General features: G+C 40.7%; 23 protein-coding genes and 2 other annotated features. Of the genes, 4 read left to right on the top strand and 19 right to left on the bottom strand.

Going from position 1 to position 23776, the window contains the following annotated elements; translation table 11 throughout:
- Positions 1–5: 5 nt before the first annotated feature.
- The 5 genes from AU377_RS01275 to AU377_RS01255 all read right to left on the bottom strand — a co-directional run bounded on the left by AU377_RS01275 (position 6) and on the right by AU377_RS01255 (position 6740).
- Complete coding sequence (locus tag AU377_RS01275; protein WP_067403896.1) at positions 6–1406, bottom strand: SpoVR family protein; 1401 nt, start codon at positions 1404–1406, stop codon at positions 6–8.
- Positions 1407–1449: 43 nt separating this feature from the next.
- Positions 1450–2613, bottom strand: coding sequence for a sporulation protein YhbH (yhbH, locus tag AU377_RS01270; protein ID WP_067402915.1), 1164 nt, complete (start codon positions 2611–2613; stop codon positions 1450–1452).
- A gap of 158 nt (positions 2614–2771) precedes the next feature.
- Positions 2772–4667 carry a PrkA family serine protein kinase gene (locus tag AU377_RS01265; protein WP_067402911.1) on the bottom strand — a complete coding sequence of 632 codons (1896 nt, stop codon included), beginning with the start codon at positions 4665–4667 and terminating at the stop codon, positions 2772–2774.
- Positions 4668–4809: 142 nt separating this feature from the next.
- Entirely contained in the window at positions 4810–5628 is an 819-nt protein-coding gene (locus AU377_RS01260; RefSeq protein WP_067402908.1) for a DUF368 domain-containing protein, read from the bottom strand.
- Positions 5629–5768: 140 nt separating this feature from the next.
- Positions 5769–6740 (bottom strand): rhodanese-related sulfurtransferase, encoded by a 972-nt coding sequence (locus tag AU377_RS01255; protein WP_067402905.1) that lies wholly within the window; start codon positions 6738–6740, stop codon positions 5769–5771.
- 390 nt (positions 6741–7130) lie between these two features.
- On the opposite strand from AU377_RS01255, the gene AU377_RS01245 reads away from it, so the two are divergent.
- The 3 genes from AU377_RS01245 to AU377_RS01235 all read left to right on the top strand — a co-directional run bounded on the left by AU377_RS01245 (position 7131) and on the right by AU377_RS01235 (position 10199).
- Positions 7131–8612, top strand: coding sequence for a polysaccharide deacetylase family protein (locus tag AU377_RS01245; protein WP_067402900.1), 1482 nt, complete (start codon positions 7131–7133; stop codon positions 8610–8612).
- Between the two features lie 96 nt (positions 8613–8708).
- Positions 8709–9089, top strand: a complete 381-nt coding sequence (locus AU377_RS01240) for a GntR family transcriptional regulator (RefSeq protein ID WP_067402897.1) — start codon at positions 8709–8711, stop codon at positions 9087–9089.
- Positions 9090–9092: 3 nt separating this feature from the next.
- Positions 9093–10199, top strand: a complete 1107-nt coding sequence (locus AU377_RS01235; RefSeq protein WP_067402893.1) for a DUF1648 domain-containing protein — start codon at positions 9093–9095, stop codon at positions 10197–10199.
- A gap of 60 nt (positions 10200–10259) precedes the next feature.
- On the opposite strand, the gene AU377_RS01230 is transcribed toward AU377_RS01235, so the two are convergent.
- The 7 genes from AU377_RS01230 to AU377_RS01200 all read right to left on the bottom strand — a co-directional run bounded on the left by AU377_RS01230 (position 10260) and on the right by AU377_RS01200 (position 16570).
- Complete coding sequence (locus tag AU377_RS01230) at positions 10260–11246, bottom strand: NAD(P)/FAD-dependent oxidoreductase (RefSeq protein ID WP_067402890.1); 987 nt, start codon at positions 11244–11246, stop codon at positions 10260–10262.
- 108 nt (positions 11247–11354) lie between these two features.
- Positions 11355–11639: a DUF6509 family protein gene (locus AU377_RS01225; RefSeq protein ID WP_067402886.1), complete on the bottom strand. Its 285-nt coding sequence runs from the start codon at positions 11637–11639 to the stop codon at positions 11355–11357.
- A 165-nt stretch (positions 11640–11804) separates the two neighbouring features.
- A complete protein-coding gene (locus tag AU377_RS01220; RefSeq protein WP_067402883.1) occupies positions 11805–13481 on the bottom strand; it encodes a formate--tetrahydrofolate ligase in 1677 nt (558 codons plus the stop codon).
- Positions 13482–13563: 82 nt separating this feature from the next.
- Positions 13564–14544 carry a zinc-binding dehydrogenase gene (locus AU377_RS01215; protein ID WP_067403893.1) on the bottom strand — a complete coding sequence of 327 codons (981 nt, stop codon included), beginning with the start codon at positions 14542–14544 and terminating at the stop codon, positions 13564–13566.
- A 114-nt stretch (positions 14545–14658) separates the two neighbouring features.
- A complete protein-coding gene (locus AU377_RS01210; protein ID WP_253724347.1) occupies positions 14659–15426 on the bottom strand; it encodes a metallophosphoesterase in 768 nt (255 codons plus the stop codon).
- A gap of 83 nt (positions 15427–15509) precedes the next feature.
- The gene (locus tag AU377_RS01205) at positions 15510–16001 is read right to left on the bottom strand and encodes a helix-turn-helix domain-containing protein (RefSeq protein ID WP_067402875.1); all 492 of its coding nucleotides are present in this window, start codon (positions 15999–16001) and stop codon (positions 15510–15512) included.
- A gap of 83 nt (positions 16002–16084) precedes the next feature.
- Positions 16085–16570 (bottom strand): dUTP diphosphatase, encoded by a 486-nt coding sequence (locus AU377_RS01200; RefSeq protein WP_067402872.1) that lies wholly within the window; start codon positions 16568–16570, stop codon positions 16085–16087.
- Between the two features lie 96 nt (positions 16571–16666).
- Here AU377_RS01200 and AU377_RS01195 point away from each other — a divergent pair, with 96 nt between their 5' ends.
- Complete coding sequence (locus AU377_RS01195; RefSeq protein ID WP_067402868.1) at positions 16667–17047, top strand: sigma-w pathway protein ysdB; 381 nt, start codon at positions 16667–16669, stop codon at positions 17045–17047.
- Between the two features lie 31 nt (positions 17048–17078).
- Here AU377_RS01195 and AU377_RS01190 read toward each other — a convergent pair whose 3' ends face one another.
- The 7 genes from AU377_RS01190 to AU377_RS01160 all read right to left on the bottom strand — a co-directional run bounded on the left by AU377_RS01190 (position 17079) and on the right by AU377_RS01160 (position 23739).
- Positions 17079–17369 carry a DUF1294 domain-containing protein gene (locus AU377_RS01190; protein ID WP_216635636.1) on the bottom strand — a complete coding sequence of 97 codons (291 nt, stop codon included), beginning with the start codon at positions 17367–17369 and terminating at the stop codon, positions 17079–17081.
- Positions 17370–17488: 119 nt separating this feature from the next.
- Positions 17489–17848: a 50S ribosomal protein L20 gene (gene rplT, locus AU377_RS01185; RefSeq protein WP_067402865.1), complete on the bottom strand. Its 360-nt coding sequence runs from the start codon at positions 17846–17848 to the stop codon at positions 17489–17491.
- 41 nt (positions 17849–17889) lie between these two features.
- A complete protein-coding gene (rpmI, locus tag AU377_RS01180) occupies positions 17890–18090 on the bottom strand; it encodes a 50S ribosomal protein L35 (RefSeq protein ID WP_067402862.1) in 201 nt (66 codons plus the stop codon).
- Between the two features lie 26 nt (positions 18091–18116).
- Positions 18117–18623 carry a translation initiation factor IF-3 gene (gene infC, locus AU377_RS01175; protein ID WP_067402859.1) on the bottom strand — a complete coding sequence of 169 codons (507 nt, stop codon included), beginning with the start codon at positions 18621–18623 and terminating at the stop codon, positions 18117–18119.
- Positions 18624–18728: 105 nt separating this feature from the next.
- Positions 18729–18875, bottom strand: a sequence feature (ribosomal protein L20 leader region).
- A gap of 85 nt (positions 18876–18960) precedes the next feature.
- Positions 18961–20895 carry a threonine--tRNA ligase gene (thrS, locus tag AU377_RS01170; RefSeq protein WP_067402856.1) on the bottom strand — a complete coding sequence of 645 codons (1935 nt, stop codon included), beginning with the start codon at positions 20893–20895 and terminating at the stop codon, positions 18961–18963.
- Positions 20896–20957: 62 nt separating this feature from the next.
- Positions 20958–21234 (bottom strand) — a binding site (T-box leader).
- A 185-nt stretch (positions 21235–21419) separates the two neighbouring features.
- Positions 21420–22364: a primosomal protein DnaI gene (dnaI, locus tag AU377_RS01165; RefSeq protein ID WP_067402853.1), complete on the bottom strand. Its 945-nt coding sequence runs from the start codon at positions 22362–22364 to the stop codon at positions 21420–21422.
- Position 22365: 1 nt separating this feature from the next.
- A complete protein-coding gene (locus AU377_RS01160; protein WP_067402851.1) occupies positions 22366–23739 on the bottom strand; it encodes a replication initiation and membrane attachment family protein in 1374 nt (457 codons plus the stop codon).
- Between the last annotated feature and the right edge of the window lie 37 nt (positions 23740–23776).

Below are 23776 nucleotides of genomic sequence, written 5' to 3'. Positions count from 1 at the left end.
TGCGATTATACAAATCTCCGATACACTTTCTTCCCATCGTATGAAAATACAACCTCTTTCTTATCCGAATACGTTTGCAAATGAACGATACGGCCCCATAATTGGTAAATATACGGTAAAACATGTTCCAAATAATGCAAGTCAAGCTCAGTTTCTTCATACTTATGCACAAGAAACAATTCGCCATTGCGCAAGTAATCCCCGTTTTCAACGACAATATATGGGAAACCGCCGTTCACTCGCATGGATACCAATTGATCTCGAACTGTCTCATATTCTTTCGTCGTAATCGTATAGTTACTTCCTTTTTTCTCAAACAAGTAGAGATCTTCCCGCTGCACAAGATCTTTCGTTAAATAATTGCGGATAAAAGAAATGTCTGACTCTACTTCACGGACTTCAAACATTTTTTCTCTTCCGCGATTAGGCTCTGCGCCAAAACGGATCATTTCTTCCGTTGGATCATTGTATCTTTTCTCGATATCTTCAAATATTTTAAGACCCAAATAATAAGGGTTAATGGATGTTTTTGATGGCTGTACGACGCCGGCATTTAGCGTTGCAAACTCAATTGTTTCATCGGTTGTCAAATCCATTTCCCGGATAATTCTTTGGTGCCAATAAGAGGCCCATCCTTCGTTCATAATTTTCGTCTCAAGCTGCGGCCAAAAGTAGAGCATTTCTTCTCGGATCATTGTTAAAATATCACGCTGCCACTCTTCCAACTCTCGACTATTTTCCAAGATAAATAAAAGGAGATCTTTCTCTGGACTAGGCGGGATCTTTTTTCTCTTTTGGTGCGGGACCTGCGCGTTATTTTCCTGTTCGTCTAATCCCCACAGATCATCGTAAGGTGATTTTCGGCTAGAAAAAACCTCTTCTTCATCGTCTTCCACGTCATTTTCGTTCAGTCTTGGCCGAATGATGGAAGGATCGATATGCTCTTGGATCGCCAAAACAGCATCCAAAAACTTTTCTACCTCTTCTTTCCCATGGATGAGCTCATATTTTGTAATTCGTTCTGCGGTCGCCGTCATACTTTCAACCATATCTCGTCTCGTATTTGAAAATCGAACATTGTTTTTGAAAAAATCACAATGTGCAAGCACATGCGCGATAATAAGTTTATTTTGAATCAGACTGTTCGTGTCCAGCAAAAAGGCATAACAAGGATTTGAGTTAATGACCAACTCATAGATTTGGCTTAGTCCTAGATCATATTGCAGCTTCATTTTATGGAATTGTTTTCCGAAACTCCAATGCGAAAAACGTGTTGGCATGCCGTATGCGCCGAATGTATAAATAATATCGGCCGGGCATATTTCATACCGCATTGGATAAAAATCCAAGCCGAACCCACTGGCAATTTCCGTAATTTCATCGATTGCTCGATGAAGTTTTTGCATTTCAGGCAATTGGATCCCCCCGACTCTTTTGTCACGCTGCCGCTTACAGTTGCTCCACTTCGTTTTTGAAGAAACTTTTGAGCGCGAAATACACATCTCGATTTTCTTTCAAAATATAATGACGAAACTTTGGATGATCTATTTTTTTATACGTCGACATAAGCGTAGAGTACCGGCTATAGGCATTGACTTCTCCGTATCCAAACATATTTGAAACGGCCATTAGTTCATTGACAAGCTGAATACATTTTGGATTATCCGAAGACATGTTTTCACCATCAGAGAAATGGAACGGATAAATATTATAACGGGTCGGGCTATATTTTTGTTTAATTAGTTCCAGTGCTTTTAAATAGGCAGATGAACAAATCGTTCCACCGCTTTCCCCTTTTGAAAAAAAATCCTCTTCAGTTAGCACTTTCGCTTCCGTATGGTGGCCGATAAATTCAATATCAACAGAACCGTATTTTGAACGTAAAAATTTAGTCATCCAAAAGAAAAAGCTGCGCGCGATGTACTTTTCAAAAGTTCCCATTGAAGCGCTCGTATCCATCATCGCAAGAACAACTGCTTTTGATTCGGGTTTTGTTACGTCATTCCACGTTTTAAAGCGTAAGTCATCATTATGAAAAGGGGCAATTTCTGCTTTTCCTTTCATCGCATTGCGCCGAATTGCCGTTAAAATGGTTCTTTTTTTATCAATATTGCCGATCAAACCTTTTTTCCGAACATCATTGAACTCAATTTTATCCGTCGTAATTTCGGCCTGTTCTTTCTGCGCCAAGTTTGGTAGTTCCAGCTCTTTAAATAAAGCTTCTTCAATTTCAGCCATCGACACTTCGGCTTCGTAAAAGTCTTGCCCGGGCTGATCCCCTGCTTTTTTCCCCTGGCCAGCAGCATTTTTTCCTTGGGATCCATCCCGCGCGACAACGTCTCCTACCTCACTGTCCCCATCGCCTTGTCCTACATGCTTGGATTTATCGTAATTGTAACGTATCTTATATTCGTCCAACGAACGAATTGGAATTTTAATAACTTCCCGGCCATTTGACATGACAATGTTTTCCTCGCTTACTAAATCCGGCAAATTATTCCGGATGGCATCTTTCACCTTATCCATATGACGTTTTTGATCTTGATGACCTTTTCGGTGAAGCGACCAATTTTCTTGCGAGATCACAAATTGATCTTTTGGGTTTTCGTTCATCTCCATCCGCACCTATCTTTTGATTTCTAGTATTCTTTGACCTTACCTTAAAAGTTTCTACTATTATATGCATAAGCAGACAAGTTATTGCCTTCTAATTGGATAAAAACAAGACCAATCTGAGATTAGCCTTGTTTTCATCCAAAACCATTAACGACCTATCGATTCAATAAGCTGCCGACATATCTGAGCAACTCGTTTGCAGACACGGAATTGTAACCATGCTCATCAATGAGACGCGCGACGACTTCATTTACTTTTTTCAACTGGGACTCATCCGGTGTTTTCGTTGAAGTCGTAATTTTGACAACGTCTTTTAAATCCGCAAAAAGTTTCTTTTGAATCGCTTCACGCAAACGTTCATGAGATCTATAGTCAAACCGTTTCCCTTTGCGAGCAAACGCAGAAATACGAATGAGAATTTCTTCGCGGAATGCTCTCTTTGCATTTTCTGAAATGCCGATTTGTTCTTCTATCGAACGCATAAGTTTTTCGTCTGGATTCATCTCTTCACCGGTTAACGGATCTCTTAGTTTATTTTTATTGCAAAATGCTTCCACATTGTCTAAATAGTTATCCATCAATGTTTTAGCAGATTCCTCGTAGGAATAGACAAATGCTTTTTGAACTTCTTTTTTCGCAATTTCATCGTATTCTCTTCTTGCGACCGAAATATAATTCATGAAGTTTTCTTTGTCTTCTTTTGAAATCGATGCATGCTGATCAAGTCCATCTTTTAAAGAACGCAACACATCGAGCGCATTGATCGACGGCACTTCTTTGCGGATAATGGCCGATGAAATGCGGTTAATGACATAGCGCGGGTCGATCCCGTGCATCCCCTCAGTCGCGAATTCTTTTTTCATTTCCTCGACATCGACCTGGTTAAAACCTTCTACACTTTCACCGTCATACAAGCGCATTTTCTTCACAATGTCCATCCCTTGTTTCTTCGAACTTTCAAGTCTCGTTAACACTGAGAAGATGGCAGCAACACGTAAGGCATGCGGCGCAATATGCACATGCGCCATGTCACTTTCTTTAATCATTTTTTCGTAAATGCGTTCTTCCTGGCTAACTTTTAAATTATAAGGAATCGGCATGACAATAATTCTGGAATGCAGCGCCTCGTTCTTTTTATTGGATATAAAGGAACGATATTCTGTCTCGTTTGTATGCGCAACGATCAGTTCATCGGCACTGATCAAGGCGAAACGGCCAGCTTTAAAATTCCCTTCTTGCGTCAATGATAGTAAATGCCAGAGGAACTTTTCGTCCAGCTTCAACATTTCTTGAAACTCCATCATGCCGCGGTTTGCTTTATTTAATTCCCCATCGAAACGATACGCACGCGGATCCGACTCCGAACCGAATTCAGCAATCGTCGAAAAGTCGATACTTCCCGTTAAGTCAGCAATATCTTGTGATTTTGGATCAGATGGTGTAAACGTTCCAATCCCGACACGCTTAGCCTCTGAGAAGAAAATACGTTCAACTATTACATCTTCGATCCGGCCATCATATTCAGTTTCTAGACGCATTGTATTTAATGGTGAAAGACTGCCTTCAATCCGAATGCCATACTCTTCAAAAAAATCTTCCCGTAAATGCTCAGGGATTAAATGAAGCGGGTCTTCATGCATCGGGCACCCCTTAATGGCATAAACCGCACCTTCATCTGTTCTCGAATAATTTTCAAGCCCGCGCTTTAACAATGTTACAATGGTTGATTTCCCACCACTAACTGGCCCCATTAACAGTAAAACTCTTTTACGTACATCTAATCGTTTGGCAGCTGGATGAAAATACTCTTCAACAAGACGTTCGATTGACTCTTCCAAGCCGAAAATTTCATTGCCGAAAAACTGATACATCTTATGACCGTTTCGTTCAACCAAACCGGAATTTTTAATCATATTATACACACGTGAATGCGCCGTTTGAGCGACTTCTGGTCTTTCTTTCACGATCTCTAAATATTGCTCAAATGTCCCTTCCCATTTCAACCGGTTTTCTTTATCACGATAGTTTCTTACTCTGCTTAAAATATCCAACAAATTCCCTCCATTCAGGGCTTGGTTTTATCCATAGTATGCAGTGGGCCACTTGATCATGCGCAGAAGAACCAAGTTAAAAAAAGCTAGGTTTGAAACAACCTATACGTTGTTTCAAATCTAGCTGATCGAATTTAAATATTTAGTTGTGATTAGATTTACTTGGACTAAACATATTCGCTACGATTAAACCCATAATGAATGCGATGATACTCATCACAAAAGGAGTGCCACTTTCAGGGATCCCCGGGTAAATAACGAATACCGAGCCAATGATTAAACCAATAATCGCCGCAAATGTGACATGTGTGTAATGCGAAAGCAAATAGCTAATCGCTTTACTGCTGACAATGAAGCCCGCAATCACGCCTGCACCAATGACCAATATAATAGGGAAATTCAAATTAGACAAAGCGCCGATCGCCGTTGAATAAACGCCTAGTAATAGAAGGATAAATGATCCGCTAATTCCTGGCAATAGCATCGCCATACTTCCAGCCCATCCCGCCAAAAATAAACCGATTGCATTGGATGGCGTTAATGAAGTAATCGGCGTTGAATCATGTGGTTTAATAAATGCCATCGAAGCAAGTGCAGCGCCGACAATGAGAATAAGCAAAAAATGCGCCCAGTTGAAATGCGTTTTCACTTCTGCCTGTTTCATCATAAAAGGTAATACACCTATGATCAAACCGATAAAAAAGTATTGTGTAGGATCATGATAATTTTTCAATAAAAATTCGATGACCCTACTAAATAATAGTAGCGTCACACCGATTCCGATTGCAAGCGGTAACAAAAACCCAATATACTTCTTCCAATTACGGCTAAAAAAGCCACTGATTGATGTTAATAGCTCATCGTATATACCAAGAATAAATGCAATCGTACCCCCACTTACTCCCGGTATTAAATCACTAATTCCCATAAAGAATCCGCGATATAAATTTTTCCATTGCATTTTACGCGTTCCTCCATTCTTTTGAGTACAAGGGTATTTCATCATTACAATGGAATTATAAAATAACCTCAGACTCTAAAAAAGACGTCTGAACGGCTAGAAAACCATTCAGACGATTTGGTTTGACCCTAAAATAGTTATTAGGCCAATGAATTCTTCTTTACTTCTTCAATTGCTTTTAAACGTGCATCGAATTCCTCTACAGTCAAATCGTGTTCAACGAAGTAACGGTTTCGTGGATGTGTACGGCATTCATCCGAGCAACTGCGCATATAGAAATGCTCATTTTCCTCAGAACAAAGAATTTTCGCATTGCATTCTGGGTTTGCACAGTTCACATAACGCTCACATGGCTCGCCGTCAAAATGATCTCGGCCGACTACGACGTGTTCTACTTGGTTGATCGGTACTGCGATACGCTCATCAAAGACGTACATTTGTCCATCCCAAAGCTGCCCCTTCGCAACTGGGTCTTTTCCATACATCGCAATTCCACCATGTAATTGACTAACATCCTCATATCCCTCACGAACGAGCCATCCGGAAAACTTCTCGCAGCGAATACCGCCTGTGCAATACGTAAGAATTTTTTTCCCTTCGAACATTTCTTTATTCTCCCGCATCCATTGCGGCAAATCTCGGAAGTTCTCAATGTCAGGTCGTACTGAACCGCGGAAATGACCGAGGTCATATTCATAGTCATTTCTTGCATCAATCACAATCGTGTCTTCCTCTTGCATTTGTTTAAACCACTCTTCAGGGCTTAAACGCTTACCTGTTAATTCGTTCGGGTCAATATCATCTTCCAAGCTTAAGTTGACAATTTCTTCACGTGGACGGACATGCATTTTTTTAAAGGCGTGTCCATCTGTCTCGTCAATTTTGAAAACGATATCGCTAAAACGTTCATCGCTCGTAAGCTCTTTCATGTAAGCATCTGTTTGTTCAACCGTACCAGAACAAGTTCCATTAATTCCTTCTGTTCCGACAAGTATTCTGCCTTTCAACCCAATTTCCTTACAAAACGCCAAATGTGCATTAGCAAATTCCACTGGATCCTCAATGTGTACATATTTATAGTACAGAAGTACCCGATACGTTCCTTTTTCCATTTTTCCAACCACCTTGTTTAGTATAATTGCAGGTTATATTCAACAACCGGATCGGATGATTCAAATGTGTTTAATTCGGACGCAATTACGCCGAGGTGTAATTGATTACATAAGAAAAACCCGTATTTGCAATATCCGGGGTGAAATAATTGTATCATATCCCACCAGGGAGAAAAAGTTTTTTCTACCTCAGCCCCCTTATTCATTATTTTCAAAACATAGGCCCCTTCTAAAGAAAAAAGAATCAGACAATCTTCAATTCAATTGGTATACCTTGTCTTTTCATGTATACTAGTTTCATAAGTTCATCATAAAATTCGACAGTTTCCTTGTAACAAACTGGAGATTGATCCGTCTAATTTTCTAGCAAATAAAAAAGGGGTCTTTACTATGAAACGATCACAGCGAAAACGGCGCATTTCGTGGATTGATGTTACTTTTTCGATCGCCATTATTACGCTGACATTTGCAGCAATCTATTTAATAACCCAAAAGACAAAAAATGAAGCTCTGGCTACCAGTGGTAAGGAAAATGTTACGACAGTTATCATTGTCGATACGATCGACTCCAGTTATCCAGGCATTAAAATCGTAACGGAAACATCGAATGATGCTATTTCACCATTCGCTATTCAATATCCTCAAAGTGTTCATCAAGATTTCAACGATGAGGTTACTAGTTATATAGAAACCGCCAAACAACAATATTTAACAACCATAAACCAGCAACAAGAGGTAAACGGGAAAACAGCCGGGGAACTTAATATTTCGTTCGAAACAGTACCTCATGATTCTGGAATCTATTCTTTTATCATCAAAAAAGACAGGTTCATAGACAAATCAAATCAGAAAAAGGAAATTCATGTCTTCCATTTAAATCCTGAAACCGGTAACCAACTGACCGTTGAACAATTATTCAACGAAGATCCAAACAATCTTAAACAGTTGTCATCCATCGTCCGAAATACCATTTATAAGGACCCGATGCTGCAAGAAAACCTCGACCTGCAAAATGTACATATCGCAACGGAGGAACTGTGGAACAACTTTAATAATTTTGCACTAACAAATGATCATTTACGATTTTATTTTCAGCAAGGAGCGTTTTCGGCAGATGAACTGGAACCACCATTCGCTGTCATTCCGCTAAAAGAAATCAATACTATGCTAGCGGATGAATTTAAATTACCTCTCGATGAAAGTCAAATGACAGATCATGCAACAAAAACATTAGAAAATGAAATTGAATCCACTGAAAATAAAGAAGTGACAAACCCAGGCAGCGAATCGAATACGATAGATCCAATAGTAGACGGTCCAAAACGGGTTGCTTTAACATTTGATGACGGCCCAGATCCAAAAATTACGACGCAAATACTAGACATCTTAAAAAAATATGAAGCGCCAGCGACATTTTTCATGTTGGGCAGCCGCGTTGAATATTACCCAGAAATCGCAAAGCTTGTTCAAGTAGCTGGACATGAGCTAGGGAATCATACATGGACCCACCCAGATCTGCGAAAATTGAGTGTAGAAAAAATCCAAAGTGAAATTAACCAAACGACAGCAATCATTGAACAGGAAACAGGACAAAAAGTAACAGCTTTTAGACCCCCTTACGGAGCGATCAATCAAACCGTACGCAGCCAGACAAGCTTACCTGTTGCGCTATGGGATGTCGATACACTCGATTGGCAACATCATAATCCAACAAAAATTCTTGAAATCGTAAAACAACAAACAAAAGATGGAAGTATTATCTTAATGCATGATATCCACCAATCTACAGCCGATGGATTAGATGCTGTCCTTTCTTTTTTACAAAACGAAGGTTATGTTTTTGTCACAGTTTCAGAGATTTTGAATAAATGAATGGTGAATCCTCTAACAAACTAGTTAGGGGATTTTTTGTACTTTATAACAGCATTTCTGTTATAATAGTATTAGAACAGATGGGAGGACTACATGATGCTCATTCGAATTGAACCAGACTCGGAAATCCCCATATACCTTCAATTGACCCATGAACTAATTGAACTAATGGCGCGCGGGAAGTTAAAAGACGGCGATCCATTGCCATCCGTCCGCTCCTTTGCAGCCGATCTTGGTGTTAATATGCATACCGTTAATAAGGCATATCATGAACTAGAGCGGAAGCAATTCATCCAAATCATTCCAAAGTCCGGTGCAATTGTTTCATCAATTTCTAACGATATGGCTCAGTTTCATCATGAACGAATAACTACGGCATTACAACCAGTCATTGCAGAGGCACTTGTGATCGGAATGAGTGATAGGGAAATCAAGGCAGTTGTTTCTTCCATTATGAAAGATTTGAGAGGTGAGTAAAAATTGATCCATTTACTATTTATTGTAATCATTGGTTTTATCGTCATTATGCAAACCTCAATCCCTTATTTGCTGAAGCGGACCATTGCATTTGGCGTATCCATTCCCGAGGGACACACGGACGATCCATCAATTGCATCTTACAAAAAGATCTACGCAATTGTGAGCAGCATCGTTGGCATTGCCGGATTAATCGCATACGTAAGTTGGATGAGCGGCAGAAGTCTGTCTGGAGAGAAGGTTGTTTTGGCTGGACTCTTTATCCAGTTCAGCATTCTTTTCGTTTCTATGGCACTCTATTTATATTTCCACGCCAAAGTTATTCAACTAAAACGAGCGAAGCAATGGGGAGCTAACTTAAAACAAGTAAGGATTGTCGATTTAGAGGCACGCGCGAAGGATGAAATGCTTCCATCTTATTTGTATATCATTCCAATGCTCATTACAATTGGATTAATGATTTACACAGGTACCCAATATCATCTCATGCCGGAACGAATTCCTACGCATTGGGGTCCCAATGGCCAACCTGATGCCTTTACGGAAAAAACACCTTTTTCCGTCATTGCGACATTGCTCATCGCGCTCATCATACAAGCGATGATGCTCATGATCAATGTTTTCACGAAAAAGTCAGGCATCCGTATTCGCGCCACTAAACGTCAAACATCTCAAATTCAGCAATTGTCCTTTAGAAAATATACAAGTTGGTTCTTATTTTTGACAACAGTGCTCATTACAACGCTTTTTGGGTTTTTACAGGTAACGACCATTCATGCGGAACTTGAAAATGCTATGCTAATGATGGCAGCGCCACTTGTTTTTTTAGTAATCATTCTCCTTGCTACCGCAGCTTATGCATTTAAAGTCGGTCAAAGCGGTTCACGGATTGAAGTACAGGTAGAGGATGATGCCATTACCGGGATAACAGATTTTGATGATGACCGTTTCTGGAAGTTTGGTGTTTTCTACATGAATAAAAATGATCCTTCGATATTCGTTGAAAAAAGATTTGGCATCGGCTGGACAATTAATTTTGGAAATCCGATTGGTTACCTCATCCTTTTTGTTCCAATTTTACTCATTTTAGCCATTTCATTTTTAGTATGATGCGAATCCATGCAAAAAGCCGCCAAAATGGACGGCTTTTTGCATTAGGAATTATCTATATTACCCAAAAACACTTGTACTATGGAGCGGCTGCAGTCTTGCTTTAGGGTCCACATATGCTTTTGCGTGATTAACCGCTATTGGCGCTTCGCCGAGCCCAACTGCAATAAGCTTCACTTTCCCGTCATAAGTCGTAACATCTCCAGCCGCATAAATGCCTTCAATATTCGTTTCCATACGTGAATTGACGATGATTGAATTTCGATCCATTTCTAATCCCCATTCCTTTAACGGACCAAGAGACGAAATATTTCCATAGTTGACAATTACATGATCTACAGAAAGTTTTTGTTCAGAACCATCCTTGGCGGCTAAAGTCACTTCCTGAACTTTTCCTTCTTCGCCTTCAATTGCTTTAACTGTAAGCGATGTTTTCACATCAACTTTTGACTCCATTAGCTGATTGACACTCGTTTCATGTGCTGTAAAACGTTCACGTCGGTGAACAAGCGTTACGGATTTGGCAATGTTTTCAAGCATCAGTGCCCAGTCAACAGCTGAATCCCCGCCCCCGCATACAAGTATATTCTGACCTTCGAATAGATTTAAATCTTTAATGCTATAGTGCAGTGAGGTTCCTTCAAATAGCACTTCTTCTTTCAACCCAATTTTACGCGGTTGGAATGCTCCGATCCCCGCTGTTAATAGGATCGTACGTGTCAAATGTGTTCCTTTATCCGTTTTAAGGATAAAATGATCGCCGTCACGCATGGCGGATAACGCCGTTTCACCAAGGTGAATTTCCGGCTTTGCATAATGTGCCTGCGTTACTAAATTCGCGACAAAATCCTTTGCAAGAATTTTAGGAAATCCCCCTACATCGTATATATATTTATCGGGATATAGCTCAATGAGCTGCCCGCCTAACTGCGGAAGGCTATCAATAATTTTCACTGACATTTCACGCATACCGGCGTAGAATGAGGCGAACAGGCCTGTCGGTCCTCCACCTATGATCGTAATATCAACGACTTCTTTATTCATCATTCAACACTCCAATTACGTTAGTTTCTTTAGTTTACAAAACCTTTTCTTCTTGCTTTACACGTTATCTACTATATTTTATTTTAAATTGATTGAATACAGCGATAAGTTTTATTGTTTATAATGCGATTTGCAAAATTGAAGAACCATTTCTTTTTCTTCTTCTTCCAATTCAAAATCGAGCGGTTTGTCTGTCGATCGATCGAAAAAATGATTTGATGCGATCCATTCTTTTTCACCATCTACTGCAAAAATGACACGAAGTCCTGTTCCCTCTTCAACGTAAAGCTCGTCATTCTCTTCTAATAATATATACAGTAAAAACTCAAAACGTTTTCCTTGAATAATCCCGGTCGGATCCACTAATTCTTCAAAACTATACTCTTGAATATTCAATAATTTTCAACCCTTCAATCAAAATGTTTATCACCTTGTAACTACATCTTTTATCATACAACAATCTTTCTGTTTTTAACATTATAAAGGACGTTTCTTTTCATAACTCAAGAAACACTTAAAAACCGATCGGAAAATATTTTTCCAATCGGTTTTTACATTTGGTTACATAAGACCAATCGCTTTGCCGTCTTGATCAATATCCATCTGCAAGGCAGATGGTGCTTTTGGTAAGCCCGGCATCGTCATAATATCACCCGTTAAGCAGACGAGGAATCCTGCGCCAAGCTTTGGAATAATTTCTCTAATCGTGATGGAAAATTGTTCTGGGCGACCTAATAACTTTGGATTATCCGAGAAGGAATATTGAGTTTTCGCCATACAAATCGGTAAAATATCCCATCCATTTTCTTTAATATTCCGCAGGCTCTTCATCGCTTGGTCGGAGAAAATCACATGACTTCCACCATATACTTTTTGTACAATTGTTTCTACTTTTTCCTCAATCGATTGTTCAACATCATAAAGTGGTGCAAAATTGTTTGACCCTTTTAAAATATCGAGAACTTGCTCTGCTAAAGCGATCCCACCTTCGCCGCCATGTTCCCAAACGTTTGTAAGCGCAACACGCAATCCATTTGCTTCACACCATAAGATGATCGCTTCAAGCTCTTCGGGAGAATCTTTTACGAAGCGGTTGACCGCAACGACTGGTTGAACGCCGAATGATTGAATCGTTTCAACATGCTTTGCAAGATTCGCAATACCGTCTTTTACAGCTTGAACATTTTCATTGATCAGCTCTGCTTTCGGTACGCCGCCATGCATTTTTAATGCCCGGACTGTTGCGACGATCACGACTGCGTCCGGTGCAAAACCGCCTTGACGTCCTTTAATATGCATAAATTTCTCTGCACCTAGGTCTGAGCCGAAGCCCGCTTCCGTCACAACGATATCTGCCAACTTCCGCGCAGTGTTCGTCGCAACTATTGAATTACATCCATGCGCAATATTGGCAAATGGACCACCATGTATAAATGCCGGTGTTCCTTCGATTGTTTGGACAAGGTTTGGCTTAAATGCGTCTTTTAACAATAGTGTAAGTGCACCTTCCACACCTAGGTCCTGTACTGTGACAGCTTTCTTATCGTACGTATAGCCGATGACAATGCGGGATATTCTGTCTTTTAAGTCTTGCAAACTTGAAGCTAGGCAAAAAACCGCCATAATTTCAGATGCCACTGTAATATCGAAGCCATCTTCTCTTGGTACACCTTGCGTCGGCCCCCCAAGACCTACAACGACGTTGCGTAGTGCACGGTCATTCATATCTAACACGCGTTTCCAAGTAATACGTCTTGGATCAATTTGAAGCGCATTTCCCTGATGGATATGGTTGTCGATTAACGCGCTCAGCGCATTATTTGCAGTGGTAATGGCATGAATGTCGCCATTGAAATGAAGATTAATCTCTTCCATTGGGACAACTTGCGCATACCCCCCACCAGTTGCGCCACCTTTTATCCCCATTACCGGACCAAGCGATGGTTCACGCAGGGCGATCATCGTTTTTTCACCGAGCCTTGATAAAGCATCGGCAAGTCCAACAGTTACTGTGGATTTTCCTTCCCCAGCAGGCGTCGGACTGATCGCGGTCACTAGAACGACCTTTCCATTCGTCGTCTTTTCCGGTAATTTCGCAATATCTATTTTCGCTTTATATTTACCGTATGGCTCAACCGCATCTTCTGGGATATTTATTTTTTTTGCGATTTCTCCAATCGGCTTCATAATCGCTTTAGAAGCGATTTCTAAATCATTCAGTGGCAATGTTTTTGTCATTTGCACCTCCACCTTTCCTATCAATAGTATAACACTTTTCAGTCATCTAATAAGTGAATATTATGGCTATAAGGTGGCATATTTACTGAATGTTAAAGAGCACCTTACCAAATTGCTGATTTGTTTCTAGATAGTCAAAAGCCTCTGGTGCATCATCCAACGTATAGGCTTTATCGATTACAGGGGTGATTTGATATTGCTCCATAAAGGCAAGCATTTCTTGTAGTTCTTCCTTGCTTCCCATCGTAGAACCGAATAGCTGATATTGTCCATAGAAGAAGTTTCGTAAATCCAATTCAACAACATCTTCTGTCGTTGCACCGAACACAACGATGCGTCCGCCCTTTTTAAGAGTTGCCAGCGATCGGTTGAATGTTGCTTTTCCAACACTTTCAATCACCAGATCAATTGTTTCTTCTTTTAACGCAGCTTCCCAATCTGCATTCGTATCAAGTGCAAGATCGGCTCCAAGGGCTAATGCTTGCTGTCGCTTTTGCTCGTCTCGGGACGTCACGATGACACGCGCACCGCATTTTTTCGCAAATTGAACAAGAAAGCTCGCCACACCGCTTCCCGCACCAGGAATGAAAACAGTTTGTCCTGCTTTTAATTCACCTTTCGTAAACAATGCACGGTAACCAGTAAGACCCGCAAGCGCTACTACAGCCGCTTGTTCCCAAGAGAAATGAGCAGGCTTCCGCTCTAGCTGGTCTTCTGAAATCGCAATTTTCTCTGCAAATGTTCCGTGATCAGGCATCCCTAAAATATCAAATGCAGCAGGCGGTGCCACGCTATTTTTCTCCCAGCGCAATGCTGGATTAATGATCACTTCATCTCCGACTGCAAACGTTGTCACACCTTCCCCCACAGATTCAACAATACCAGCACCATCTGAACCAAGGATAAGTGCCTCTGCCTGATTACCTCTACGTCTCGGAATATATAAATCGCGTCGATTTAAACCCGCAACTTTAATCGACACAATTACTTCCCCTTGTTTTGCAACAGGATCTTCTATTTGTCCAACCTTCAATTTTCCCATTTCATGAATAACAGCTTTCAAACCATTCATCCCTTCCCCATTTTTTAATTCTTTTTCACATGTTCATCATACCGCACACCAACTCGTTTTCAAACCTTTCCAAAAACAAAAAGACCTCCTAATAAGGAAGCCTTCTTAGTTCTTTGTATGGAATAAAGTCACGACAACAATTTCAGGTTGATTAAACAATCGAATCGGAATTATACTGTTACCAAGTCCCCTGCTCACTACCATTTGGTGATCATTTCGTTCGTAAATACCAGACGTGAACTTTGGAAACCAACCTTGACCAGGAGCGATCAGCCCGCCGATCCCCGGAATTCGGAACTGGCCGCCATGTGCGTGACCGCTAAAGGTAAGATCTACATGATTTTCAGCATATAGGTCAAAATGTTCCGGCCGATGTGATAACAGCATTTTAAATGTTGTGTCGGGAACATGCCGAAAGGCTTCTTGAATAGCAAGTTGAATAGCATCCTTCTCTTCAAGAACACTTGAAAGTGGATCTTCAATGCCGCCAATTGCGATTAGCTCATTTTCCAGCGTGTTGATCACCATCGCCTCATTAGATAATACATGCACGCCTAGTAATTGCAGCTCTTCTTTAATGTGGTCCGTGTCATTTGTCGCAATTTCATGGTTCCCAGTGACATAATAGAGCGGTGCAACATACTGAAGTGCACGTATTAACTGTAAACTTTGCTCAAGATTATATCGATTGCTATCGATCAAATCACCTGTTATAAAAATAGCGTGCGGCGTAATCATTTTGACTTTCCGTACAACCTGTTCATGATTTTCGCCAAACATAGAATCATGCACGTCGGATAATTGAACAATCCGAAATGGGGCTACACTTTCTGGAATCTTTTCAGAAATGACTTCATACCAAGTTGTCTTCACAGTAGTATTTTGTTGATAAATAAAAAAGCCAAATACGCAAATCCCACAAAGAATGTATAAAATGCGTTTTTTTCGTTGTACATTTAGATCCATCGTTTTTTGATTTTTGCTAGTTCAAGCAGTTCAAGTACATCTTTTTTCGGCAGATCGGCGATAATTTCTAGTAGCTCCAACTCTGCCCGTTTTCGCCCTTTCCCGCTTCGATACCGACATTTATTCTCCGCATCTATTTGTTCGTATAATAAGTTCATATTGCCCGCATCATTTTCCGATTGATCCGCAACAATTGTCTCTTTTAATTTATCGTAAAGCGTCTCCACATTTTGACGGCCCGAATGAATAAATGCGGAAGACGCATGGATATCTCCCATGATTAATTCATCCGTTGACACATTAAACCGTTCAGATATTTTGGCGATCCATGCAGCAGATGGGGCATTTTTTCCTTTTTCCCAATCTTTAATACGGCTTGCGGAAGTACCAATTGCTGCCCCGAAAGCCATCATAGATAACTGACGTTGTTCACGTAACCTTTTCAGTCTCATTCCGAAACCCTCTTTACTCCATTCGTTCATGGCGAGGCCCCCTAAAAAGTTAGATTGTACTTCCATTATTTTTTATCCAACGAAAACTGTCAATCTTTATTTTTTCACCATTTTTAATATCCACTTTTTTGACGAATATAATTTTCTTCGTTTTTTAATATATATGCGGAAATAATATCTTCATTGGTGAATCCTAGTTTTTTTGCAATAGCTCCGTAATGGATCCAAATTTGTTCATAGGCTTCTTTCGTTTGTTGATCTAAAAACTGGTTGATCACTTGATTTGTTTTCAAAAACAAGTGCGTTAACTGTCCAACGACTTCTCCTTTCGGCCATTCTTCAAGAGAATTAAACCCTTTTTCGATTCCAAGTGAAAGGATAAAGTGAATAGAATCTACGTACTCCTCCAAAATCACTTCTTTTTCAGACGCGCCTTTTAAGCTCCAAAATTTAAAGCATCTCGTTTCATTTGCCAGTTCGGCCAGCTCAACGAGAAGTGCTAATCCTTTTTCTTCAAAAACATTTTGTTGTCCTTCTCGACTTTGTTGGATAAATGCATCTAATTGTTGCTGCATTTGAAATAGTTTTGTTAACTTCATAAATTCCTCCGAAAAATTATTTTTTTTGAAACCAAATTGATCCGTAAGCCGTATATAAGGTGTATCGCTATGTATCTTTTTAAAGGGGGATCTGTTATGGGACTCATCATTCGTTTTGTCATAATAGCTTTTATCGTCTACTTATTTTACAGAGGTATACGTTACTTGACGGATCCAAAGCGCAAACTTGACGAAGCTTTCGAACAAGAACAATTTTATTTTTATGACGATGTGAAAAATGTCCAAAAAAATTTTTTTATCACCTACAAAGGTGCGATGTTCGAAGGTGAAAAATATTTGGGCACGACGGAGGATTCGTTCGACGTTGTCTCGATCTTTGTATGGGTAAAGGACGAAACAAAATTGCAAGGGTTCACAAAAGACGATTTTCATTTCCTTGCCTCCGAAATCCATTCCAACTATCCGAAAGCCGATATTAACTGGAAAAATCCAATTGAACAATTGTTGAAAAACTGAGAACCCCCTTAAGTGCGGGGTTTTTCTTTTTCTATATAGTTATCATTCCAGGCAAACGAATGCCGAGAAGATACAAAACGACAATACCATAAGTAAGGGCCAACAGGAGAAATCCAATACGGAATGAAGTGTGTCTTGTTTTATGCTTAAAGATTTGCATGCCAAGATAAGCTCCAATACCCCCACCTAATAAGCCAAGTAGCCATAAGTTTTTTTCAGGAATCCGCCGCTGTCTCATTTTCGCCTGCCGTTTATCAATTCCCATTGCTGCAAATGCCCATAATGACATAGCAGCCATCCACCATAAGAAGACAGTTTGCATGCGATCTCCCTCCATCTATTTTACTCTTAATACATCTTACACTTTTTGAGACAACAAAAAAATAGTAAAAAATAAAAACAACCCCAACTACAAGAAGTTAGGGTTGTTTACAATCAAATTTATTTTGCGATTGATTTTTTAGCTGTTTCTGCAAGTTGAGCAAATGCAGCTGCATCTGTTACTGCAAGATCAGCAAGCATTTTGCGGTTTACTTCGATACCAGCCATTTTCAAGCCGTGCATCAATGTGCTGTATGAAAGACCATTCATACGTGCAGCCGCGTTAATACGTGTAATCCAAAGTTTACGGAAATCACGTTTTTTCTGACGGCGGTCACGGTATGCATAGTTGAATGATTTCATTACTTGTTGGTTTGCAACTTTGTAAAGTCTATGTTTTGACCCGAAGTAGCCTTTAGCTAATTTTAATACCCGATTACGACGCTTGCGCGTTACTGTTCCACCTTTTACGCGTGGCATAGTGCATTACCTCCTGCTTTTCTGTCCGATTATGGTTTGGATTATTTCATGTATGTGATCATTTCACGAATGCGTTTGTAGTCGCCTGACGAAACGAGTGCAGCTTTGCGTAGATGACGTTTCGCTTTAGTTGGTTTGTTTGCAAAAAGGTGACTTGTGTAAGCACGGCCACGTTTCACTTTACCAGTTCCAGTTTTTTTGAAACGTTTCGCTGAGCCGCGGTGAGTTTTCATTTTTGGCATGATCTGTTCCTCCTAAATCTTCGTTGTTACTGTTTTTCGGCTGTCGGCGCAAGTATTAAGAACATGCTCCGGCCCTCCATCTTCGGTCGTTGTTCAACCGTCGATATTTCTTTACATGCTTCTGCAAAGCGGTCAAGGACGCGTTGTCCAATTTCCTTATGCGTAATTGCACGTCCACGGAAACGGATTGAGCATTTCACCTTATCGCCTTTTTCAAGGAATTTGATCGCATTTCGTAGTTTCGTCTGAAAATCATGCTCATCGATCGTCGGGCTTAACCTAACTTCTTTGAGAAGTATGATTTTCTGATTTTTACGTACTTCGCGTTCCTTTTTCTGTTGCTCAAATTTGAACTTCCCATAGTCCATGATACGAGCTACTGGGGGTTTTGCTTGTGGAGCGACAAGGACGAGGTCCAAATTCGCACGAGCGGCAATATCAAGCGCTTCATTGCGTGATTTGATTCCGAGCTGTTCACCGTTGTGGTCAATCAGTCGCAGCTCGCGGGCACGAATACCCTCATTTACGTACATGTCTTTGCTAATAGTAATCCACCTCCGAATATTGTCTCGAGAATACATGTTTTGGGTATACTGCTTTTTCACATTAGATGAAGGCAGTTCCTCAGGTCCGTCCAATGAAAATAAAAAAGGTAGACAAAGTTGATTTGTCTACCCGCGTATGTGTACGTGCAAAAAATGCACGGCACGATCACTCATGTGCTGACCTGTCAACAACGGTTAGGCGTCAATCAGGTGAGAAGCGGGTAGCCTCTTCTTATACCACAAACTGTATTCAGTCATTACTAACCTTAATCACTTTATCACGGTTTTGTAATCGTGTCAATAGATTTCAAAAGAGATTTTCCCCTTAGTATTGCTGAACTTCCTCTTTTAACTTTGATAAGAACGCATCGAATGATAGGCTCTCAGATTTCTGTTCGCCGTATTTTCGCACGTTGACTTCTCCAGATTCTACTTCTTTGTCGCCTAGCACAAGCATGTATGGAACTTTTTGCATTTGTGCTTCCCGGATTTTATAGCCGATTTTTTCATCACGGCTGTCAATATTTACGCGGAAACCTGCTGCAACAAGTTTTTCTCGGACGTCGTTTGCATAGTCAAAATGCACGTCCGGGGAAACTGGAATGACTTCTACTTGAACAGGGGCAAGCCATGTTGGGAATGCGCCTTTGTATTCTTCAATAAGGAATGCGACAAAACGCTCCATTGTAGAGACGACACCACGGTGGATGACGACAGGACGATGCTGCTTGCCATCTTCTCCGACATAAGTGAGATCAAAGCGCTCCGGCAATAGGAAATCCAATTGAACTGTCGAAAGTGTCTCTTCCATACCAATCGCTGTTTTGACTTGTACGTCAAGCTTTGGTCCGTAGAATGCAGCTTCTCCGTCTGCTTCCACATAGTCATACCCTAATTCATCCATCGCTTCTTTCAACATGCTTTGCGCACGTTCCCACATTGCATCATCATCAAAATACTTCTCTGTATCTTCTGGATCACGGTAAGAAAGTCGGAATGAGTAGTCCTCAATTTTGAAATCTTTATAGACGTCAATGACAAGTTGGACAACTCGTTTAAATTCTTCCTTAATCTGATCCGGGCGAACGAAGATATGTGCATCGTTCAATGTCATGCCGCGAACACGCTGCAACCCTGAAAGCGCTCCGGACATTTCATAGCGGTGCATCGTTCCAAGTTCAGCAATTCGAAGCGGTAAATTTCGATACGAGTGAATGCCGTTTTTGTAAATCATCATATGATGCGGGCAGTTCATCGGGCGCAGAACAAGGTCTTCATTATCCATGCTCATTGCCGGGAACATGCCATCTTGGTAATGCCCCCAGTGGCCGGAAGTTTTATAAAGCTCAACACTTCCGAGTACAGGCGTATAGACGTGTTGATAGCCAAGTTTTTCTTCTTTATCAACAATGTAACGCTCGATGATGCGGCGAATTGTTGCACCTTTTGGCAGCCACAAAGGAAGCCCTTGTCCGACTTTTTGGGAATTCATAAAGAGGTCTAGCTCTTTACCAATTTTACGGTGATCACGTTCTTTTGCTTCTTCAAGCATCCGTAAATGTTCTTGCAGTTCATCTTTTTTGAAAAATGCCGTTCCATAAATACGCTGCAACATTTTGTTATCGGAATTTCCGCGCCAGTAAGCACCCGCAATGCTTAATAATTTGAATTCCTTTAGTTTGCCTGTAGAAGGAACGTGCACGCCGCGGCAAAGATCAAAGAATTCGCCTTGTTCATAAATCGATACCTGCTCGCCTTCTGGAATCGCTTCGAGCAGCTCCAATTTATATTCGTCATCAATTTCTTTAAATCGTTTTTCCGCTTCTTCGCGTGAAACGTCATGACGAACAACTTCGACGTTTTCGCCGATGATTCTTTTCATTTCTTTTTCTAGCTCCGGCAAATCATCCGCTGTGATTGGCTCAGGAGAATCGATGTCATAATAAAAACCATTTTCAATGACTGGCCCAATGCCTAATTTGGCATCTGGGAATTTCCGCTTGACCGCTTGCGCTAAAAGATGCGCTGTACTGTGACGTAAAATCTCAAGTGCCTCTGAGGATTGAGGTGTGATGATGGCAATTTCACCATCTGCTTGGATCGGTGTTTTCAGATCGATCAACTGGCCCCCCAACTTACCTGCTAACGCGTTTCTGCGTAATCCCGGACTAATCGATGCCGCAACATCTTCTGTAGTTGTTCCTTTAGAAAATTCTTTTACTGCCCCATCCGGGAATGTTAGTTTAATCATGTCTGACATTTTATTACACTCCTTTTTACTGTTACGAACTTTACAAAACGACAAAAAAGCCCCGTCCCTATAAAAGGGACGAGGCTGTGCTCGTGGTTCCACCCTTCTTCCTTCTGTCCGAATGCTCCCGAAAAGCGGTAGCGTCTAGACGCTAGTGCTAGACAAAAAAGCATCGGAAAGACGAAGCTCGATTGCGGCTAACGGACCGTTACCGGCATCAACTACTACTGTTCACTGATGCTGCTCAGAGGTGGTAAATCGATCATTCATTCCTCAAGGTTTCCAGCCATTGACCTTGTTCTCTGGTAAGATGAATCAATCAATTATTATCCTCTTCTATGCATTTACCTTTAATTAAGAATGAGTATACGCCTGTTTTCAATATATTGCAAGCTTGAATTTTTTCGTATAAGTTTAAAGTAATCGTCCATAGTATGAATAGTGCCGCAACCCAAGCACAATGCAATGAAAATCACACAACAAAATACGATGACTGTATAATGCCTGTCCGGAACTTTTCCAGACAGGCATTATTAATGTCCTCTTCTATTTTCCCCATCTAATTGAATAGGGATTGAACCTGCTCGAACTCTTTCCATAATGCGTGCAGCCTTCACCACTTCTTTTTCACCGCGCTGCGTATAGGCCAAGTGATGCTCCAACCCTTCAAAATCAAAGTTTGATGTGAAAAAGGTCGGTAGTTTTTCAGCCATTCGATGTTGCAAGATCGTTCCTAATACTTCATCGCGTGTCCAAGTAGACATCGTTTCCGCCCCAATATCATCAAGCATAAGTACTTGTGCATTTTTCACAAAATCAATCTTCTCATTTAGTGATTGATCTTGAATGGATTGTTTCATTTCACGCAAAAATTCAGGTACGTAAACGACGACGGTTCGAACCCGTCGATTGGCCAATTCATTTGCAAGTGCGCCTAGTATAAAGGACTTTCCGATGCCAAAAGGACCGTAAATATACAAGCCGCGTTCAGGCAGCTTCCCTGTCTGGTCAAAATTCGTTAAAAATCGATGAGCTGCTTCTACGGCATGCACTCTGCTGTCATCATAAAAAATATCTATGTCAGGCAAGCGTGCCTCCATCACATCTTTCGGCATGTACAGACTATCAACCATTTTTGAGACATTTCGCCGTTCATCGTCTAGTTGTTTATTTGGACATTTCGTATAATCTACGTCAATGAGCCCTTGCGCTAACACCAATTTCGGTTCAAAGCCCTTTAACATGTTTACGCAGTTAGACAAATCCGTACAACGGCCGCAGCCGTGAGAAGATGTTGCATATTCATATAGCTTTCCAAGACTTCGATCCACGATTTCTTTGTTGACTTCACTGGCATGAGCCGATAAAAACTGTTGCACGCCAGGATGCTCCATCACTTCACCCCGGAGCTGTTCATAGCGCTTGACAAAGTCGGGTGCTTTCACAACACGTTTCATCGTTTCTCCAATCCTCTCCAAATCATTCCACCTCATTTCTAAGTGCATTCATTTTCTTCAATAATTCCTGGCGTTTCTGATCAATTGCAGGGTCAGATGCTGGTGCCTGATCTTTCGGTTTTTGTTCTTTTTTATAAAACCACTCTGGTATTTTCTCTTCACGGGAAGCTGTCTTTTTTCTTCTAGACGGCTGCTTTTTCTGTTCTTCATTTTTCCATTTTAAATATTGGTCTTGTTCTCTTCTGGAAATTTCTAAAGCAGCCCTTGCGTCATTAATCCCCTTGTTCATCCAATGGGAAGCGATCCGTTCCACGTAATTATTCGTTAATTTTCCGTCATTTCTTAAATAGACGTACTGCAGTAAAACATTGACGACCCCTACAGAAAACCCGTGTGTATTAATAAGCTTTTCCGCCAATTTCACATCTACTGAAAGTGGCTCCTTCCCGTTAATATCTCTTAGCATTTCGATTGGAGGCGTGTTTTCCAAGTAAAAAATTAATTCATCCTCACGTGTTACAGGCCTTTCCGGCATTTTCGGCACTGTCTGTTGAAACACTTTGTGTAAAATTGGCGCTTCCTGAGAGACATGTAATTTATAAAACTCTGCTGCAGCTTTTCGCAAACGTTCCTCAGGTAACTGCAACTGATCATCTAGCGCCATCATGATAACTTTCTGCATGTCTAATGGCGTAAGTGAGTATAGAAAAGCAAGTCTTGCAATGAGGTCGTTGGAAATAGACGACAATGCAGACTGTGGTACCATTTGCTCTGATAAACCCGATCGAAGCAGATCAAAATCAAAATCAAAATCATTTTGTTCAAAAGGAATACCTTCTGATGCTTTCTTTCCTACAAACTGTGATGGCTCATTGCTCATGGATGCGAAGTCTACTTGAACAGGCTTATACACATCAAGGAATGTTCGAGATATATCGTTAAAACCTGCTTCTACCTCGTTGTTGACCATAAAGCGGGTACGTAAATTACGATATGACTGTTCGCCAATTTTACTAAAAAGAAATGTAGATAGTAGAGGGTCTGCAAAAAAGGTTTTTGCATCTAATGGAGGCAACAATTCATATGCAAATTCTCGAATAGCGCCTTCAGTTTTTTGATACGTTCGCATAAGTCCAATTGCCTCAAGAGAAATACGCGCTTCGAAAATCGGACCAAGAGGCAATGTTAATGTATTCATTAAATGATAATGTGTATATTCTTTTTTAAAAGGCTGCTCCGCATCTGCCCACAGTGTCATAAAAAGGCTCATCGCTTGAGAACCGATGAGCGGCTGGTAAAATAATGTAAGCAATTGTCGATCATAGTCCGAAAATGGATGTGACAACCTTATTTTATAAACATCTACGGGTTGCAGTTCTTTATAAAGTGCCGCCATCGACATCCTCCTTTTTAGGTGCTGTCCCACACTCGAC

The organism is Sporosarcina sp. HYO08 (genome assembly GCF_001563475.1).
Classification (GTDB): domain Bacteria; phylum Bacillota; class Bacilli; order Bacillales_A; family Planococcaceae; genus Sporosarcina.
Note: the sequence above shows the minus strand (reverse complement) of the source record. Positions and strands in the feature narration are given on the sequence as shown.

Excerpts from the sequence above, each read along its gene's own strand:
- AU377_RS01260 (WP_067402908.1), bottom strand. The coding sequence starts at position 5,628 with ATGCAATGGAAAAATTTATATCGCGGATTCTTTATGGGAATTAGTGAT.
- rpmI (WP_067402862.1), bottom strand. The coding sequence starts at position 18,090 with ATGCCAAAAATGAAAACTCACCGCGGCTCAGCGAAACGTTTCAAAAAA.
- AU377_RS01255 (WP_067402905.1), bottom strand. The coding sequence starts at position 6,740 with ATGGAAAAAGGAACGTATCGGGTACTTCTGTACTATAAATATGTACAC.
- AU377_RS01240 (WP_067402897.1), top strand. The coding sequence starts at position 8,709 with ATGCTCATTCGAATTGAACCAGACTCGGAAATCCCCATATACCTTCAA.
- yhbH (WP_067402915.1), bottom strand. The coding sequence starts at position 2,613 with ATGAACGAAAACCCAAAAGATCAATTTGTGATCTCGCAAGAAAATTGG.
- AU377_RS01200 (WP_067402872.1), bottom strand. The coding sequence starts at position 16,570 with ATGAAGTTAACAAAACTATTTCAAATGCAGCAACAATTAGATGCATTT.
- AU377_RS01205 (WP_067402875.1), bottom strand. The coding sequence starts at position 16,001 with ATGAACGAATGGAGTAAAGAGGGTTTCGGAATGAGACTGAAAAGGTTA.
- AU377_RS01220 (WP_067402883.1), bottom strand. The coding sequence starts at position 13,481 with ATGACAAAAACATTGCCACTGAATGATTTAGAAATCGCTTCTAAAGCG.
- AU377_RS01245 (WP_067402900.1), top strand. The coding sequence starts at position 7,131 with ATGAAACGATCACAGCGAAAACGGCGCATTTCGTGGATTGATGTTACT.
- AU377_RS01195 (WP_067402868.1), top strand. The coding sequence starts at position 16,667 with ATGGGACTCATCATTCGTTTTGTCATAATAGCTTTTATCGTCTACTTA.
- AU377_RS01230 (WP_067402890.1), bottom strand. The coding sequence starts at position 11,246 with ATGATGAATAAAGAAGTCGTTGATATTACGATCATAGGTGGAGGACCG.
- infC (WP_067402859.1), bottom strand. The coding sequence starts at position 18,623 with ATGTACGTAAATGAGGGTATTCGTGCCCGCGAGCTGCGACTGATTGAC.
- AU377_RS01160 (WP_067402851.1), bottom strand. The coding sequence starts at position 23,739 with ATGGCGGCACTTTATAAAGAACTGCAACCCGTAGATGTTTATAAAATA.
- AU377_RS01190 (WP_216635636.1), bottom strand. The coding sequence starts at position 17,369 with ATGCAAACTGTCTTCTTATGGTGGATGGCTGCTATGTCATTATGGGCA.
- thrS (WP_067402856.1), bottom strand. The coding sequence starts at position 20,895 with ATGTCAGACATGATTAAACTAACATTCCCGGATGGGGCAGTAAAAGAA.
- rplT (WP_067402865.1), bottom strand. The coding sequence starts at position 17,848 with ATGCCACGCGTAAAAGGTGGAACAGTAACGCGCAAGCGTCGTAATCGG.
- AU377_RS01275 (WP_067403896.1), bottom strand. The coding sequence starts at position 1,406 with ATGCAAAAACTTCATCGAGCAATCGATGAAATTACGGAAATTGCCAGT.